Here is a 17,391-nt window from a genome sequence, read left to right as displayed (position 1 = left end):
TATGACAACAAATAATAATACAAATGAACTTGCAACAACCTACTCTCCAGCTGACGTTGAATCTAAATGGTACAAACAGTGGGAGTCAGGAAAATACTTCAAACCGAAAAAAGGGAAAGCTAACAAGTCTTTCTGTATCATCGTTCCTCCACCAAACGTAACAGGTAAACTGCACGCTGGTCACGCTCTTGATATCACGACTCAGGATTCCTTGATCAGATTCAAAAGAATGAAAGGATACGAAACACTTTTCTTACCAGGACTAGACCACGCTGGTATCTCAACTCAATCAGTAGTTGAAAAAATGGTTTTTGAAAAAGAAAAGAAAACTCGTCGTGATTTCACGCGCGAAGAATTCGTTAAAAAAATCTGGGCATGGAAAGAAGAATACGGAAATCATATCCTTGATCAGCAACGTGCTATGGGTGCAAGCTGTGACTGGGACTACTTAACTTTCACACTTGATCCAATCCCGAATAAAGCTGTTAAGAAATTCTTCGTTGATATGTACAACAAGAAGATGATCTACCAAAGTGACTATATCGTTAACTGGGATCCAATGCTTCAATCAGCTGTATCAGATCAAGAAGTTGATCACAAAGATGTTGCGGGTAATTTCTTTCACATTAAATACGCGATCAAAGGATCTGATGAAACTCTAGAAGTTGCGACAACAAGACCAGAAACATTATTCGGTGATACTGCTGTTGCAGTTAACCCAAGTGATGAGCGCTTCAAACACCTAATCGGTAAGACGGCCATCATCCCATTATGTAACCGCGAAGTTCCTATCATTGGAGACGAACACGTTGATCTTGAAAAAGGAACTGGATGCTTAAAAGTGACTCCAGGTCACGACTTCAACGACTTCGAAATCGGAAAACGTCATAACCTTCCAATCATCAACATCCTAAATAAAGACGGAACTCTTAACGATATTTGTCTAGAGTTCAAAGGTCTATCTACAAAGGTAGCTCGTAACGTAGTTTCAAAAAAACTAGATGAACTAGGACTTTTACTAGATAAAAAACCTCACACGCACCCAGTTGGTCACGGTGAACGCTCAGGTGTTCCAATCGAGCCAATGGTTTCAAAACAATGGTTCGTAAACGTAAACGACATGAGTAGACGTGCAGTAGTTGCTGTTGAAAATGGCGATATGAAATTCTATCCAAAAGAATGGGAAAACACTTACTACTCATGGCTAAGAAATCCAAAAGACTGGTGTATCTCTCGCCAATTATGGTGGGGACATCAAATTCCGGTTTTCTATTGTGACAACAATCACCAATGGGCAAGCGAGCATAACGATACAGAATGCCCAACATGTAAATCAACTAAGGTTCACCAGGATCCAGACGTTCTAGATACATGGTTCTCATCTGGTCTATGGCCAATGTCGACACTAGGATGGCCTGATGAAAAAGCTATGGAAGAAAAGAAATTTCATACTTTCTTCCCTACAACAGTTCTAGTAACTGGCTACGATATTATTTTCTTCTGGGTAGCTAGAATGATGATGATGTCTCTTCAAACTCAGGACCAAGTTCCTTTCAAAGATACATACATCCACGCGATAGTAAGAGATAAGCTGGGACGTAAAATGAGTAAGTCATTAGGAAACGGAATTGATCCTTTCGATATGATCGCTCAATACGGAACAGACGCTTTCAGATTCGCTCTAGCAAGTGGTGCCGGGTACAACCGCGGTATCAACCTAGATCCGGATAGAATCGGCGGATACAGAAACTTCATTAACAAAGTATGGAACGCATTCCGTTTCATCTACCCTCATCTTCAAGCTGGATCTGCTCAACTCACAGATATGAGCAAACTAGACCACCATGAAAGATGGATTCTTGCAGAACTAAACACAACTACAAAAGTAATGAACGACTCCCTTGAAATTTACCGCTACGACGAAGCTTGTGCTGCCGTTTACTCATTCGTATACGACAAGTACTGCTCATGGTTCATCGAGCTTTCTAAAAACATTTTAAATGGTGACAACGCTGCTGTTAAACTTCAACGTGCATCAGTTCTAAAATTCGTTTTCAGAAAAATCCTGGCGCTTCTTCACCCGATCACGCCATTCATCACTGAAGAGCTTTGGTCACAATTAAAAGAAGCAAATGAGGATCTATTGATTGCTCAAGATTACCCTGAATACGATAAGGCCCTGGAGTTCACACAAGACCAGGACCAAATGAATAAGTTCGTTGAAGTTGTAACTAGCATCAGAAATCTTCGTGCCAGCGTAAACATTAAACCAAAAGACGAAGTTAATGTTGAACTCTTCACTGACCACAATGAGCTGGTAACGTACTTTAGAGCAAACCTAGTTAACTTCCAGGAGCTAGCTCGTGTAAAAAGCTTAACAGTAGGTAACAAGGAATTAAATCGTCCTAATAAATCTATCGTTAACATCACGACTCACACTGAAGTCTTTCTTCCTCTTGATGGAGTTATCGATCTAAAAGATCAGATCCAACGACTGGAAAAAGAATTAGCAAAAACAACTGCTGACCATAAAAATTATGAAGCAAGAATGAACAACGAAAAGTTTATGGCAAATGCACCAGAAAATGTGCGTGAAGAAGTAAAGCAGAACGAAAGAGAGCTTCGTGAGAAGATCCAAAGTATCCAGGAAAATTTAGTTCAATTTAAAGGCTAAAATAAAAAAGGCCCGCTTTAAGCGGGCCTTTTATTTTCTTATAATGATTTTCTTTTAGCTACAACAGACAACGCCAAATGCTTCGAATTATCTTCATTCTCATTCAACGTCACTTTCATCAATTCATTTTCTTTAACAATAATATTTTGTTTTGAGATCACTGTCTTCTGTCCAAACTTATCCACAACCCCAACAGTAAAATTCATCTTGATGCGCTTTTTATTCGACACCATCGTCTCAGTTGCTTTCACTTCAATGTAACTTGAGTCTGTCGAATTCTTCTGCTCAATAGAGGCCACAGCACCTTCTAAAACATACATGCGTGGTGATGAAATGTGCTTTCCGTTAAGAGAAAGGTCAAACTTCAGATCATATCCATTAGCGCCGGCAAATGCAGAACTACTTACCAGAAACAATCCAAGAACAAGCTTCAACATGTATTTCCCCTAAAAGTGGACAAAAAAGATAAAAAAAAGCCCTGTCTTGCGACAGGGCCTCTGTTATTTCAATTTTAACACACGTATTAAGAAAGTTTGATTTTCTTTTTAAGAGCTTCAAATGTCTTTTCTTCACGGATTGCATACATCATGTTGTTCTTGATTTGATCGTTAGAAGAGTAGTACTTCTTAACAGTTTCAACATCAATTCCAGCTTGAGCAGCACTTTCTTCAAGTTTTTTGTTGAAGTCAGCTTCTGAAGTTTCGATCTTAAATTCCTGAGCTAGATGATCTAGAACAAGTCCTGATCTCACTTGGAAGTTAGCTTTAGTGTGGATATCCCCTTTCCATCTTTCGAAGTACTCAGCAACCATAGATTCATTGAATCCTTGACCCTTAAGGTTCTTAGCAAGATCTTCTTGAAGATATTTTTCTTGGTTTTGAACAAGAGTAGCTGGAACATCAAACTTGTTTTCGTTTACAAGTTTTTCAAGGATGTCTTGGTGAAGTTTTTCAGCAGCTTGTCTTTCTTTTTGAGCAACAAGGTTCTTCTTATTTTTTTCGTTGAAGTCAGCAACTGATTCGTATCCGAATTCTTTTGCTAGTTCATCGTTAAGTTCCGGGAATTTCTTTTCTTTAATTTCTAGAAGTTCACACTCAAAAGTTACTTTTGCGTTTTGAAGTTCAACAGCATGGTAATCAGCTGGGAAAGTTAAAAGAATATTCTTCTTCTCACCTTTTTTCATTCCGATCATTCCTTCTTCGAATCCTGGAATGAATTGACCTGAACCGATTTCAAGAAGGTATTCTGAACCTTTCATGTTTTCTGGTCTTGATCCGTCAGCTTTAACACCTTCGAAGTTAAACACAGCGAAGTCACCTTTTTTGATTGCAGCTTTAGCGTCAGTTACTTCAGTCATTTCAGCTTTTGAACCAAGGTAGTTCTTTGTAAGCTTATCCATGTCGTCAGCAGTCACTTCAGCACTTTCTTTTTTGAATGAGTATCCAGAGTAATCAGCAAGTTTGATTTCTGGGAAAACTTCAACAACAGCGTCGAAAGATACAGATTTACCTGCATCGTACTTAATGTTTTCGAATGCTGGGTATCCAACAGTCTTGAATTTTTCTTTTGTCACAGCTTCGAAAAGTTGTGATTGAACAAATGAATTAAGAGCGTCTGATTCGATTTGAGGTCCGTAAACTTGCTCTACCATTGATAGAGGAGCTTTACCTTTTCTGAATCCTTTAACGTTTGTTGTACTTTGTTTTCTAACAACCGCTTGTTTGATTTCTTTTGATAGATCTAGAGTTGCGAAATTGAACTCAATTTTCTTTGTGCATCCATTGACGCTTTTTACTGTGTAAGACATAAAAATCCTCTCTTAAAAATAGTTCTCCAAAAGTATTAAAGAAGGCCATAATTGTCAATGTAAAGGCTACATTTGCCCAGTGAAAGAGACAGATTTAGTAGTGGACTTCTTTTAGATATAACCCTTGTGGCGGAGCCGTTGGCCCCAGGCGATTTTTAAGCGGTGTTTTAAGCGATTTTTCGAGGTCTTCTAAAGTGATTTTGCCCTTACCTAACGAGATCAACGCACCCATGAGAAGACGTACCATTTGCTTTAAAAATCCATTTCCTACGACTTTTAAAACGTAATACTCTCCCGCAAGATTTCCCCAATGCCCACTCGACTCAAAGCGCACTAACTCGCAAGAGATAATTTTGCGCACAGTGCTCTCAATATCAGTCCCGACACATTGGTAATTGATAAAATCATGCTCACCGCAAAAGATTTGGCAGCCTTTTTTCATCAACTCAATATCCAGATCAAAGGGAAAATGAGTGATCAGCTCGCGAGCAAAAGGCGAGATCACTTCATCAGTCGTAAAAACGTAATTATATTCTTTTGATTTAGCACTATAAATTGGATGGAACTTATCATTCACGACAACGGCATCTACTACTCGAATGTCTTCAGGTAAAAGTGAATTCATCGCACGCACTAAACCCTGAACTGGAATATCAACCGGAATTTCAATTCGCATCACTTGAGCAAGTGCATGCACACCTGCATCGGTTCTACCCGAACCAACACTTTTAATATCTTCAGATTTAGAAAGAACTTTTAAAACAGAATTAATTTCACCTTGAATGGTCTTATCACTCAACTGAACTTGAAACCCAGAGTAATGGGTTCCTTTATACTGAACAGTGATTCTATAAATATTCAAATGTAAAACCTATCCCGAATGACGTACCTGAGATTTTAATCTCATCTTGAAAATTGCTATAGGACTGATGACGGGCCTCAAGATTTAAAAATAAGTTTGTAATCTGGCTTGATGTAAATAAATCATTAGCTGTGTCTTCATTAAAACCAGTAAGATTAATTTTCATCTGCCCATTTAGAAAATACCCAGGGCTCACCTGAAACTTTCTCTTACCATCTTCACCACGTTGATAGTCCGATCTGTTTTGCATTAACCCCAGCACACTTGCTCCTCCGGTTCCTGCAATTTTAAACCAGCTATAAAGTGGAACTTCCATTCCCACTCCTAGATCTACCGGAACTTCCCAAAGATTAAAAGTCGCATCACTGCGAGTTCCATCAGAAGCGAAAATCCCTTTCCCCGAATTGTAACCAACGCCTGCTCCTAATGACCAATAAGCATTAATTAAATCTCTCTTTACAATATAATCATCATTACGGAAATAAAGAGCTCCACCTTTGATGTGCCTATAACCCGTTCCAATTGTGCGGTTAATAATGTCATTCGTAGACTGGTAGTCAAAATCGTTTTTAATGAAAGTAATATTGAATGATCCAGCAGAAGCTTTTCTAAAGTCTTTTGCTAGCATCTTTTTATCAGTTTCAATGTAGTTTTCTTGTTTATCAAAAGTACCTGGAGCGGTGTAACCAAAGTCTTCATACTTTTTCTTAAGTGTAGGCTTATCTGTAACTTCCTTTACACCGTGATCAAAAATATAATCAACGCCAGTACTCTTTGCAGTCTCGACACTGCCTCCAGACTCTATGCCATCAACATAAGGACTCGTCCCTTTGATTTCTGTATTTTCTAAGGAGTTCTCAATTTCATTATCACCTGAAACAGAATGCTCCAGATCCACCGCCACTGCGTTGAATGAAAGAATTGAGAGGGAAATGAAAAACGCTAGATTCCTTCTATGCATATCAATACTCCTACTAAGTATCTCGTATCAAAAAAAGTTTAAAACTAATTAGATCTGATGACCTTGGTCATCGTCTTCCTCACCTTTCCAGTGAAACATTTCTTCAAGTGCACCTTTATTTTTGAAAAAATAAAGTAGTGACCCGAGAACATAAAGAAGAATTAATCCACCAATCATAATTTCATAAGCTAACACAATTAAAATCATGATAATGAAAATAAGAAACAACACTCTCTTCTTATGACTTTTTACCCACGGAGAATTCTTGAAAGAATTGAAAGGGATATTTGAAATCATTAAGAAGGCATAAAATAAAACATAAACAACTGCAATCCATGGATGATCCATGATTCCAGCTTCAGGATACTCTCCTGTAAAAAGAATCAACCCAACAATAGCAAGTGCTCCACTTGGAATTGGAAGCCCTTGGAAAAAATCAGAACTTACTTTATCAATGTTAGCGTTGAAGCGAGCTAAACGAAGCGCTCCACAAAGAAGAAAGATAAAAGATGTAATCAAACCCAAACGGCCCATATTAAAAAAGAATTTGTTATAAACTAAAAACGCTGGCGCCACACCAAAAGTTACAACATCAGAAATCGAGTCGAACTGCTCACCAAAAGCAGATTGCGTTCCCGTCATACGTGCTACTCGCCCATCAACTGAATCGAATACTGCACCTAAAATTAAAAGCAATGAAGCTTGGGTAAATTCTCCTCTCCATCCCAGAATAACTGAGAAAAATCCACAGGCCATATTAAGTGCCGTGAAAGTATTCGGAAGAAAAAAAGCAAGTCTGCGTGGTGTGTTCAACATTTCTAATAACCTTTAAGCATGGTCAGGAATTACTGCAAGGATTGTTTCACCTGCCGTAACTTCATCATTTATTTTAAGTAGTATCTCATATTTTTTTGGTAAATAAAGCATCACTGTTCCACCAAAGGGAAAGTAGCCAATATTCACTCGTCTTCCTCCGCGATCCCCTGGCATAACCATGAGTTCCGGCCATAATCCTAATTTGCATTTGAAAAACGTAAGACCCACAGTTTCGCCGCGGTTATCTAACGCTAGAGCAACACCTTTTCCATCTTTCGTCCCGATTTTCTCAACCGCGTAGTGATAACGAAAGAACGACTGACCTTTCAAAACCAACAGCGTTTTAATCTCCGCTGATAAAGGCATCGAAACACCCATCTCTTTCCACCACGGAATCATGATCTGCACTTCAACCAGTTGGTCTCCATACATTCCATGTGAAACATTATTTTCAATATGAATGATCTTCCCGTTGGCCGGAGCAAAGATAACTCCTTTCGTTACGATGGGATCATCACGAAAGTCGTTTCTATTACGTCTTAAGCTGATATACAAAACGATGTAAGCTAAAAACGCCACCGTCAGGATTTTGTAACAACTAAAAACCCAAAGGAAGAATAGAATAATAAATGCGAGTGTATTAAATTTCGCCGGAAGATAAGATTTCAGCATAACTACTTATTAAACTCCTCATCCAGAGTTCTAAAATAATAAGGTGGCTCTCTCATCTTTTCTTTATAAACATGAGCAAAAATCACTTCTGAAGAATTCTTAATCAGATCTTTTGTATTTTTAAGTTCAGAAAAATCTTTCGAGTCTGCGGCCAGCGTATACCCTAAAGTTGTATCCATGATTTTAAAGTCGGCCGAGTTAATCAATTCTTTTTCACTCGTCCCTTCTTCAAGATTCCAGTTATAACTAAAAACCTGCCCTTTAAAAGCATTGGTAACCCAAAATCCTTTTTTCACACCAACAAACGTCGGCACTTCAAAATGAAGAAATGAAAAAACATTACGATTTTCCCACGCAAGGACTTGCGCGATTCCCTCTCCCAATCTCATTCCCGTGTATGACCCCGGGCCTGCAGAAAAGAAGAAGTTCATCGTTTTTAAATCTAAATTGTATTTTTTAATCAGATTATAGATTTCAACATGGATGACTTCCGAAGGCTTTTTTTCATTTGTATCATGGTACTCGACCCATTTAAATTCTGAATCGAGTAGGCCAATAACTAATCCGGAAGTACTATCCACATATAAAGAATGCATTAAAAGAACCTAGTCACATCATTGAAAATCGCACCAACCATTAACATCAACAGAACTGATAAACCAACCTGTTGAGCAATTTCCATTTTACGTCTTGATAAAGGCCCGCGATTAACAATCTCAAGCGCGATGAACATAATATGCCCACCATCAAGAACTGGAATTGGAAACAAGTTAATAACCCCAAGGTTTACAGAAATGAGTGCCATTAACTGGAAGAAATACGATAGTGATGTATTAAATGAATCGTGTGCTACTTTACCAATCGCCAGTGGCCCGCCGATTGACTTCAGTGAAACTTGATTCGTAATAAGCTTAACAAACCCATCAACAGTCTTTTTCATCGAGTCCCATGTACGTGTTACAGCAACACTCACAGAACTAAACAGACCTTTTGATTTCGTTAAAACAAAGTTCGTCTTCATGACTTCAACGAAGCTATAAACTCCAAGAAGCTTAACCGACTTACCATCTTGCATGCTCGTTTCAGGAGTCACAGTGTACTTCTTCAACTCTCCCTTACTGTATACTTCAACGTCCACAGAAGCTTTTGCAATCGTTTGAAGTTTAGTTCGTAACTCTTCAAAGCTATAAACTTTCTGACCTTCGAGACTAGCGAACACGTCATCGCTCTTAATCCCAACTTTATCAGCAGGAGAACCCATGTTTACACTTCTTACCATCAGATCGATCGTACGAAGTCCTCTACCATCAAGTGCCATGATTAAAGATTTAAGGTCAGTGTATTCCACTGCCATTTCTTTTCCAGCGTTCATATCAACTTTTACTGTATCCGTAGAAAGATCTTCTCCGGCAGCAATTGGATAAACATAAAGCTTCTTCACATTTTCCATTGTCGCAAGCTCTTCAATCGAATGCTTGAAATCAATTTGCCCTTTAACTGGAGTGACAACAAAACGGTTTGCGTTTTGATCAACGAAGTACGGCTTTCTTAAAAATGGAGGGTATTTTAAAACTTCTTCAAAAAACTTATCACCAGCAAAGTTCACCGATAATACTTTCGTTTCATTATTTCTTTTTACTGTTAACGAACTAACAGCAGTATTGCCATCAACCATTAAGTCTGAAGGATTATAAACATCGTTGTTATTAACTTTAACCAGAACGTCCCCTGTTCTTAAACCATTTTGGTAAAGAGCAGTCTCTGGAGTTAAAGCACCAATTTTAATTTCAGGAATTCTCTCTCCAACAATTAATAGAGAAAAGAAAATCACGAACGCTAAAATAAAGTTCGCTAGAGGTCCACCCATAACGATCCAAAAGCGCGCCCACTTACCTTGGTGAGTGAAGCTGTGCTTGCGCTCGCTTTCAGGAATGTCGTCTTTGTTAAACGGATCATCCCCAAACATTTTTACATATCCACCAAGTGGAATAGCAGAAACAGCGTACTCTGTTTCTCCCCATTTTTTCTTGAAGATCTTTGGCCCAAAACCAATTGAAAAAACTTCTACTCTTACGCCAAAAAGACGAGCGAATAAAAAGTGACCCAATTCGTGAAAGAACACGAGCGGACCTAAAAAGATGATAAAAATTGCAATTTTTTCTAATAACATTGGAAGCCTCTTAATTTCAGAGTTCTAAAGTGAGATTTGCTGTCCTAGATATTTTACAACAATAACGAAAAAAGGCGATAGAAAGATAAGGCTGTCTATACGATCGTATACCCCGCCATGCCCCGGAATGAGGTTGGAACTGTCTTTGATTTCGAATTCTCTCTTAATCTTTGACTGAATCAGGTCACCAACTTGTGACATGGCCCCACAAAGACCAAAAATAATTGAGTAATACCATCTGAATTGACCGAAAAAGATATCCCAGGCAAATGATCCACAGACAGCTGCGATGATTATCCCACCAATGAAACCTTCTACAGTTTTCTTAGGACTTACAGCTGGCCAGAGTTTATGTTTTCCAAAATTTTTGCCCACAAACCAAGCACCAGTATCCATTGAGTAAGTAACAATCAAAAGCATCCCTAAAATTTGTCTCCAGGCATCACTCTCAAAGTGAATCCCAAAAGAAAGCATAGGAACGGCCACAAGAACTGCAATGATCGAAGGATTTTTTTCAGTACTCTTTTTCATAAACCCATCTGCCAGAGGAACTCTAAACAAATAGTAAATTAAAAAGCAGTTCATAAGAATCGCCGCGATTGTAAAAACATTCAACGAGACTCTTGCGTTCATCCCGTTAATCGCGATGAAAAATAAACTAAAGAACACCATCACGTACTTATAAATAAAGTCTTTACGTGTGAGTTTTGCAAAATTAATCAGCATTTCATCAATACAAAGAACACTGGCCACTAACACTGCAATCAGAGTTGTCGATTTACCAAAGTAAACCGCAGCAACAACCAACACGGCCATTACCAACGCAGAAATAACTCTTTCTTTTGTATTCGACATCATTAGCCTCGAAGTATTCTTTGGTTTTCGCGAGCTACTATGATGTTATCCTGAAGCGAAGTTGCTGGAGCGACTGCCCCAAATCTTCTCTCTCTTTTTGCCACCTGTTCGATGATGTATCTGAACTCTGTGATCGTAAAATCCGGCCACTTCGTTTCAGTAAAAAACATCTCAGCGTAAGCAATTTGCCATAACATAAAATTAGAAACACGGTGATCTCCACCAGTTCTAATTAGTAAATCAACGTCCCCTAAATCAGGGATCATTAAATATTCATTAAGAGCATCTTCTGTAATGTCTTTTCCTGGATTAGCTTTCATAAAACGGTTAACTGCATAAGCAATCTCCGCTCTCGCGCCATATCCAAAAGCAAACGTCAGTTTCAGTCCTGTATGATGAGCAGTTTCACTTTCAAGCTGCCCAATTAATTTTTTAGTTTGTTCCGGAAGATTAGAAATATCTCCCATAATTTTAAATCTGATATTGTTTTTTAAAATTCTCGCTCGCTCTTTCTTTAAAAATTTATAAAGAAGATTAAACAGAACTAAAACTTCAGTCTGTGGACGACTCCAATTCTCAGAAGAAAACGCATACATCGTAAGCGCTTCGATCCCTAAGTCATCTGCTTCCTGAACAATATGTGAAACCACTGCAGAACCGCGCACGTGCCCCCACACTCTCGGGTGAGAACGTTGTTTGGCCCAACGGCCATTGCCATCCATGATGACGGCCACGTGCTTAATATTGTGACTAAGTGGTTCCATCTTATCCAATTAAACTGATAGTACTTCTTTTTCTTTGTTAGCAATAACAGTATCAATTTCTTTCGTGAACTTATCAGTGATATTTTGAATTTCCGTTTGGATTTTCTTTGAATCATCTTCTGAAACAGTTTTATCTTTCTCAGCTTTTTTAACAGCTTCGTTAGAATCACGACGTAAGTTTCTTAAAACAACTTTAGCATCTTCACCAATTTTTTTGATTTCTTTAGCGATATCTTTTCTTTTGTCTTCAGTTAGTGAAGGAAAGTTAAGACGGATAAAGTTACCATCGTTAGTTGGTGTAACACCAAGGTTTGCACCGAAAAGTGCTTTTTCAATCGCACCCAACATCGTTTTATCGAATGGTTGGATTTGAAGTAAACGCGCTTCTGGAGTTGAAATTTGTCCCAACTGAGAAAGCGGAGTTAGAGATCCGTAATATTCAACTTGAACACCATCTAAAACAGATGCTGATGCTCTTCCTGTACGTACTTTTGTTAATTGATGCTTAAGCGAATCAACCGCTTTTTTCATTGAATCATTTAATGAAGCTTGAGTTTCTTTCATCATAATGACATCCCCTTCGTTAGTTAGTTAAATTATTTATTCGTTACAATTGTCCCAATATTATCACCTAATACAGCACGTTTGATATTCCCTTTTTCAAACATATTGAAAACTAAAATATCAATTTCGTTGTCCATAGAAAGGCTGATAGCTGTTGAATCCATAACAGCAAGACCTTGGTTTAGAACGTCCATAAACTTAAGTTTATCAATTTTTACGGCATCTTTAAACTTCATTGGGTCTTTATTGTAGATTCCATCAACTTTTGTTGCTTTCATAATTACTTGTGCGTCAATCTCATTCGCACGAAGCGCCGCAGCTGTATCCGTTGTAAAATACGGATTCCCAGTTCCAGCAGCAAAGATCACCACTCTTTTCTTTTCAAGGTGTCTTACAGCACGTCTTCTAATGTACGGCTCTGCAATTTCTTGCATATCGATTGCAGTCAATACTCTCGTATCGATTCCATGTCTTTCAAGACTGTCTTGAAGTGCTAGCGAGTTAATAATTGTCGCCAACATCCCCATATGATCAGAAGTCGTTCTATCCATTCCCTTAGTTGCTCCCGCTACTCCACGGTGAATATTTCCACCACCGATAACGATTGCGATCTCAACACCCATGACTTGAAGCTCTTTAACTTCTCCAGCAATTGTGTCCAGCACTTCTGCCGAAATTCCATGTCCCTGCTCACCAGCAAGTGCTTCTCCAGAAAGTTTCAAAAGGATTCGATTGTACTTCATTAGTTCTTCCTTAATTTGTAGGTCAAAAAAAAGGGGCCTTTAAAGCCCCTTTTTGTAATTTTCATAAAATAATAACTACTGTTTTCCACCAGTCATAGAAGCAACTTCAGCTGCGAAGTCATCAACTTTTTTCTCAATACCTTCTCCAAGGTTGAATTTTACAAATCTTCTTACGTCGATTTTCTCTCCAACTTTGATAGTAAGTTCATTGATAAGATCCTGAACTGAAATGTCCGGGTTCTTAACGAATTTTTGATCAAGAAGACATACTTCAGTAGAAAGTTTTTTAACTTTTCCTTCAACGATTTTTGAGATCATTGCTTCTGGTTTCCCTTCTTCTTTTAACTGAGCAGTGTAGATTGCGATTTCTCTTTCTACGAATGCTTGGTCCATTTCAGAAGCTCTAACGAATTTCGGATCAGCAGCAGCTACGTGCATAGCTACGTCTTTTACGAAAGTAACGAAGTCTTCAGACTTTGCTACGAAGTCAGTTTCACAGTTTACTTCAACCATTACACCAATTCTTCCACCGTGAATGTATGATCCAACTAAGCCTTCAGCAGCAATACGAGATTGCTTCTTTTGAGCAGCAGCTAGACCTTTTTGTCTTAGGTAATCGATCGCTTTTTCAAGGTCACCATCAACTTCGCCAAGGGCCTTTTTACAGTCCATCATTCCAGCACCAGTTTTTTCTCTTAATTCAGAAACAAGCTTTGCAGTAATTTGTGTCATATCTATTTTCCTTAAACTTAAAAATTAAAATCTAAAACTTATAACTATTCTTCGTCAGCAAGATCGATATCTTTTTCGTATTTGCTGATGATTTCTTTTTCAAGGGCCATGTCACGAGAAGAATCTTTAGAGTTTGATTCAATCTTGTTATTTTTCTTAGCAAGGTTCATCCCTTCAGTAACTGAGTTAGCGAAGTATTCAGTAAACATTGATACAGATTTAATTGCATCGTCGTTTCCTGGAACAACATAATCAACACCAGTTGGATCACAGTTTGTATCTGTAATAGCTACAACAGGAATTCCAAGGTTGTTTGCTTCAAGGATAGCGATTCTTTCATTGTTTGGATCGATAACGAATAGAGCTCCTGGAAGCTTCTTCATATCTTTAATCCCGCCTAGAACTTTTTCTAGCTTGATTACTTCTTTCTCAATGTTGATTCTTTCTTTTTTAGTTAGAAGACCGAAATCTCCTGTTTCTTTCATTTTTTCTACTTTACGAATTTTATCAATCGAAAGAGAAACAGTTTTCCAGTTAGTAAGCATTCCACCTAACCATCTTGAAGTAACAAAGTTAGCTCCACAGTCGATAGCAGCTTGTTTTACAGTATCTGATGCTTGTCTTTTTGTTCCTACGAAAAGAACTGGTTTCCCTTCAGAAGCAGTTTTTTTAAGGAAGTCGTAAGCGTCTTTTGCAAGAGGAATAGTTTTAGCAAGATCGATAATGTAGATACCGTTCTTCTCACCGAAAACGTATTTCTTCATTTTTGGGTTCCACTTTTCAGTCTGGTGACCAAAGTGTGCGCCTGCTTCAAGCAAGCTTTTTAGATTTAATTCTGACATAGATACTCCGTTGGTTAATCGAATTGTCTGTGAGCCTCTTTCAAGGACCAACATTTCAGACAACTGAAATTATTAATGAGCTATGTTGATAACATATGCCCTGAATTTGAGCAAGACTGCGGCGAAAAAATGCGCAGCATTTTTACTTCTTATTTAGAGTTCGCCGCAGATATTTTCGCAATGAAATTCGATTTTATTTATAGTGTTAAAAACAGACTATTTTGGACCCATCACAAGACAGGCCCAAAACATTTTTTAATTAAGGAATAGACTCAGATCCCATCAAAACTTTTCTCGGTTTAGACCCCTGCGCAGGCCCCACAACTCCCTTTGATTCCATCTCTTCAATCAAATTCGCCGCACGGTTATACCCAACACCAAGCCTTCTCTGAAGCAATGACGCACTAGCCGAACGATGCTCTAGAACAACACGCACCGCTTCATCATACTTGTCATCTTTCCCACCTGCTGTCTCACCATCTCTCATCGAAACAGATGTCACAGGCTCTTCTTCTCCACCATTTTCCAAAAATTCCATAACATTCGGATCAAACGAAGGAGTCATTTCAGATAACTTTTCAGTCAGCGATTCAATCTCTAATTCTTCAATATACGCCGAGTGAATACGAGTCGTGTCCACACCTTGCTTATATAACATATCCCCTTTACCAAGCAGCTTTTCAGCTCCCATCGCATTTAAAATCGTTCTCGAGTCAGTCGAAGACGTCACTCGGAAAGACACTCGTGTAGGGAAGTTCGACTTAATTAATCCCGTGATAACATCAACCGAAGGTCTTTGTGTCGCGATCATTAAATGCACACCCGCAGCTCTCGCTTTGGCCGCCAATCTACAAATATGATTCTCAATCTCTTTCCCTTTTTGAGTCAGAATCAAGTCAGCAAATTCATCGATAATAATAACGATATATGGAAGCTCATAAGTATCTTCAGTCGCAAATTCATAAAATTTACTGATCTTATCCAGCGCCGGTCTCGCCGCCGATTTTAATTTATGATTGAACCCTTCAATGTTCCTCACCCCAAATTCCGACATAATCGAGTAACGTCTCTCCATCTCCTGACACGCCCAAAGTAGTGCAGTCGTCGCTGTTTTCGCCTCAGTAATAACCGGCATAATTAAATGCGGAAGACGTGAATAAAGCGCAAGCTCGAGCTGCTTCGGATCGATCAAAATCAATTTCATTTGATTAGGAGACTTTTTAAGAAGTAGAGAAACTAAAACAGAGTTAATGAAAACCGACTTACCAGCACCAGTCGATCCCGCAACCAGCATGTGAGGCATCGCTGCCAAATCCACAACAACCGGTTCACCAAACGCATCCTTCCCCATTGCAAGCGGAAGCTGATGACTTGTATTCGTAAAATCTTTCGATCCAATAATCTCATCCAAGAAAATAAAATCTCTCGGATTCCTAGGAACCTCAATCCCCACGGTCGTTCTACCTTTCATTGGATAAACCATACGAATCGGCGACCCAGAAAGCGCTAACGATAAATCTTCAGCAATCGAAGTTAACCTAGAAACTTTCTCTCCAGGCCCAAGCTCCCATTCAAACGTATCAACAACCGGCCCTTTAAGAACGTTGATGACCTGCCCCTGAATCTTAAACTCCCCAAGCTTCGCCTGGATCTTAGAAATAATATCGTGAAAGTATTTATCTTCCGGCTGAGAAAACTTCATATCTTGTTTCTTATGCGAAGCCAGCTTCACCAGATTAAAATATTTATCTTCATTAAACGTTTCAACTTTATTTGTATGACTATTAAACGTAGAAATCTCAGACTCATCCACATATTCATCATCATCTGAAATCACAACCGGATAACTCTCATCAACTGCATCAAACCCAAAGTCATCAGAAGCTTCAATCTTCTTCGCCTCAGTAATCGGAACTAGAAACATCCCTTCATTCGTCTGAGTTTCAGTAGAAGTCGTAATCTCCCCTGTAACCGGATCGACAACTTCTTTTCCTTCTTGGTTTTCCTGAGAATTATTCGGCAACATAATCGCCTCTTTCTCAGAATTATCTTCAATAGGCTTCGCATAGTTCGCAATCTTCGCCGCCACTTTCTCTTTTAAAGTAGGTTTTGCCATCTCGATCGCCGGAAGACCTTCATCTTCTTCTAACAACTCTTGATCTTCGCGAGGTTTAATCCCAAATTTATTTTTAAGTAATAAAAACTTCTCCTGAACATTTTCAGAAGTCTCTTGATAATTGAAATTCTTAATTTCATCTGCTGCCATTTTAACTTTATCAGTAAAGCTTCCTCTGAAAGCCCCCCATAAAAATAACGTTGCAGTCACGGCCCAAACTAAAAACATAGAAAACGCCGAAAACGTCATATCAAGAATCTGATACAACCCAGCTCCTAAAAGCCCCGGTTGAAAATAAAAAATAGTAAATAATGAAAAAATTGAAAGTGAGATAATATTTAAGGCATCAATCCAGTCAGCTCTTTTTGAAAAAACTAAAACATAGAATGAAGTAAAGACAGCACATGGAATAAAAACCCACGGCCCAGAATAGTAATTAATGAAATTTAAAAAACTTGTCCCATAATAAGCAAAGAACCCATGTGAGGACGCAGACGAAATCGAAAGATAATTATCCGGCAAAGTGTCTCTATAATAAAACACAACAAGCGTAATAATCGTCAGGAAAAATAGAGCGAACAGTTCGTATTTAAGTATTTTTGTATTCATACTTAAATTCTACATCATGAATTTTTTTTGGAAATGAAAAAGCATTTTGATAGACTTAAAAACGAGTTAAACCAGACCCCTAAAAACAAAAAACCCCAAGACAAGCTCGGGGTTTTTCTAAAATAAAGAGGGTGCATTGACCTTTTCTCACACCAAGCTTCCCTGGCACTACCTTCGGCGCTGAAGAGCTTAACTTCCGAGTTC

General features: G+C 38.5%; 16 protein-coding genes. 1 reads left to right on the top strand and 15 read right to left on the bottom strand.

The features are described from left to right. The first annotated feature begins 1 nt into the window (after position 1). Complete coding sequence (locus SHI21_RS10065; protein WP_323576309.1) at positions 2-2,674, top strand: valine--tRNA ligase; 2,673 nt, start codon at positions 2-4, stop codon at positions 2,672-2,674. 38 nt (positions 2,675-2,712) lie between these two features. Here the strand turns inward: SHI21_RS10065 and SHI21_RS10060 are convergent, their stop codons facing one another. The 15 genes from SHI21_RS10060 to SHI21_RS09990 form a co-directional block, all read right to left on the bottom strand. Then, entirely contained in the window at positions 2,713-3,111 is a 399-nt protein-coding gene (locus tag SHI21_RS10060) for a hypothetical protein (protein ID WP_323576307.1), read from the bottom strand. A gap of 86 nt (positions 3,112-3,197) precedes the next feature. Further along, positions 3,198-4,481, bottom strand: a complete 1,284-nt coding sequence (gene tig / locus SHI21_RS10055) for a trigger factor (protein ID WP_323576305.1) — start codon at positions 4,479-4,481, stop codon at positions 3,198-3,200. 94 nt (positions 4,482-4,575) lie between these two features. Beyond that, positions 4,576-5,343: a tRNA pseudouridine(38-40) synthase TruA gene (gene truA, locus SHI21_RS10050; RefSeq protein ID WP_323576304.1), complete on the bottom strand. Its 768-nt coding sequence runs from the start codon at positions 5,341-5,343 to the stop codon at positions 4,576-4,578. Beyond that, the gene (locus SHI21_RS10045) at positions 5,330-6,304 is read right to left on the bottom strand and encodes a hypothetical protein (protein ID WP_323576302.1); all 975 of its coding nucleotides are present in this window, start codon (positions 6,302-6,304) and stop codon (positions 5,330-5,332) included. The genes truA and SHI21_RS10045 overlap by 14 nt, the downstream gene beginning before the upstream one ends. A gap of 48 nt (positions 6,305-6,352) precedes the next feature. Further along, the gene (gene pssA / locus SHI21_RS10040) at positions 6,353-7,120 is read right to left on the bottom strand and encodes a CDP-diacylglycerol--serine O-phosphatidyltransferase (RefSeq protein WP_323576300.1); all 768 of its coding nucleotides are present in this window, start codon (positions 7,118-7,120) and stop codon (positions 6,353-6,355) included. A gap of 12 nt (positions 7,121-7,132) precedes the next feature. After that, positions 7,133-7,792, bottom strand: a complete 660-nt coding sequence (locus SHI21_RS10035) for a phosphatidylserine decarboxylase (RefSeq protein ID WP_323576298.1) — start codon at positions 7,790-7,792, stop codon at positions 7,133-7,135. 2 nt (positions 7,793-7,794) lie between these two features. Next, a complete protein-coding gene (locus SHI21_RS10030; protein WP_323576296.1) occupies positions 7,795-8,388 on the bottom strand; it encodes a hypothetical protein in 594 nt (197 codons plus the stop codon). Then, positions 8,388-9,962, bottom strand: a complete 1,575-nt coding sequence (rseP, locus tag SHI21_RS10025) for an RIP metalloprotease RseP (protein ID WP_323576295.1) — start codon at positions 9,960-9,962, stop codon at positions 8,388-8,390. The genes SHI21_RS10030 and rseP overlap by 1 nt, the downstream gene beginning before the upstream one ends. Before the next feature lie 24 nt (positions 9,963-9,986). Then, positions 9,987-10,820 (bottom strand): phosphatidate cytidylyltransferase, encoded by an 834-nt coding sequence (locus SHI21_RS10020; RefSeq protein WP_323576294.1) that lies wholly within the window; start codon positions 10,818-10,820, stop codon positions 9,987-9,989. Next, complete coding sequence (uppS, locus tag SHI21_RS10015; protein ID WP_323576293.1) at positions 10,820-11,581, bottom strand: polyprenyl diphosphate synthase; 762 nt, start codon at positions 11,579-11,581, stop codon at positions 10,820-10,822. The genes SHI21_RS10020 and uppS overlap by 1 nt, the downstream gene beginning before the upstream one ends. A 9-nt stretch (positions 11,582-11,590) precedes the next feature. Beyond that, entirely contained in the window at positions 11,591-12,148 is a 558-nt protein-coding gene (gene frr / locus SHI21_RS10010; protein WP_323576291.1) for a ribosome recycling factor, read from the bottom strand. A gap of 29 nt (positions 12,149-12,177) precedes the next feature. Next, positions 12,178-12,888, bottom strand: coding sequence for a UMP kinase (gene pyrH / locus SHI21_RS10005; RefSeq protein WP_323576289.1), 711 nt, complete (start codon positions 12,886-12,888; stop codon positions 12,178-12,180). A gap of 75 nt (positions 12,889-12,963) precedes the next feature. Beyond that, positions 12,964-13,620, bottom strand: coding sequence for a translation elongation factor Ts (tsf, locus tag SHI21_RS10000; protein ID WP_323576287.1), 657 nt, complete (start codon positions 13,618-13,620; stop codon positions 12,964-12,966). A 44-nt stretch (positions 13,621-13,664) separates the two neighbouring features. After that, positions 13,665-14,462, bottom strand: a complete 798-nt coding sequence (gene rpsB / locus SHI21_RS09995) for a 30S ribosomal protein S2 (RefSeq protein WP_323576286.1) — start codon at positions 14,460-14,462, stop codon at positions 13,665-13,667. 259 nt (positions 14,463-14,721) lie between these two features. Beyond that, a complete protein-coding gene (locus tag SHI21_RS09990) occupies positions 14,722-17,187 on the bottom strand; it encodes a DNA translocase FtsK (protein ID WP_323576284.1) in 2,466 nt (821 codons plus the stop codon). Between the last annotated feature and the right edge of the window lie 204 nt (positions 17,188-17,391).

This window comes from Bacteriovorax sp. PP10 (genome assembly GCF_035013165.1).
In the GTDB taxonomy this organism is placed as follows: domain Bacteria; phylum Bdellovibrionota; class Bacteriovoracia; order Bacteriovoracales; family Bacteriovoracaceae; genus Bacteriovorax; species Bacteriovorax antarcticus.
Note: the sequence above shows the minus strand (reverse complement) of the source record. Positions and strands in the feature narration are given on the sequence as shown.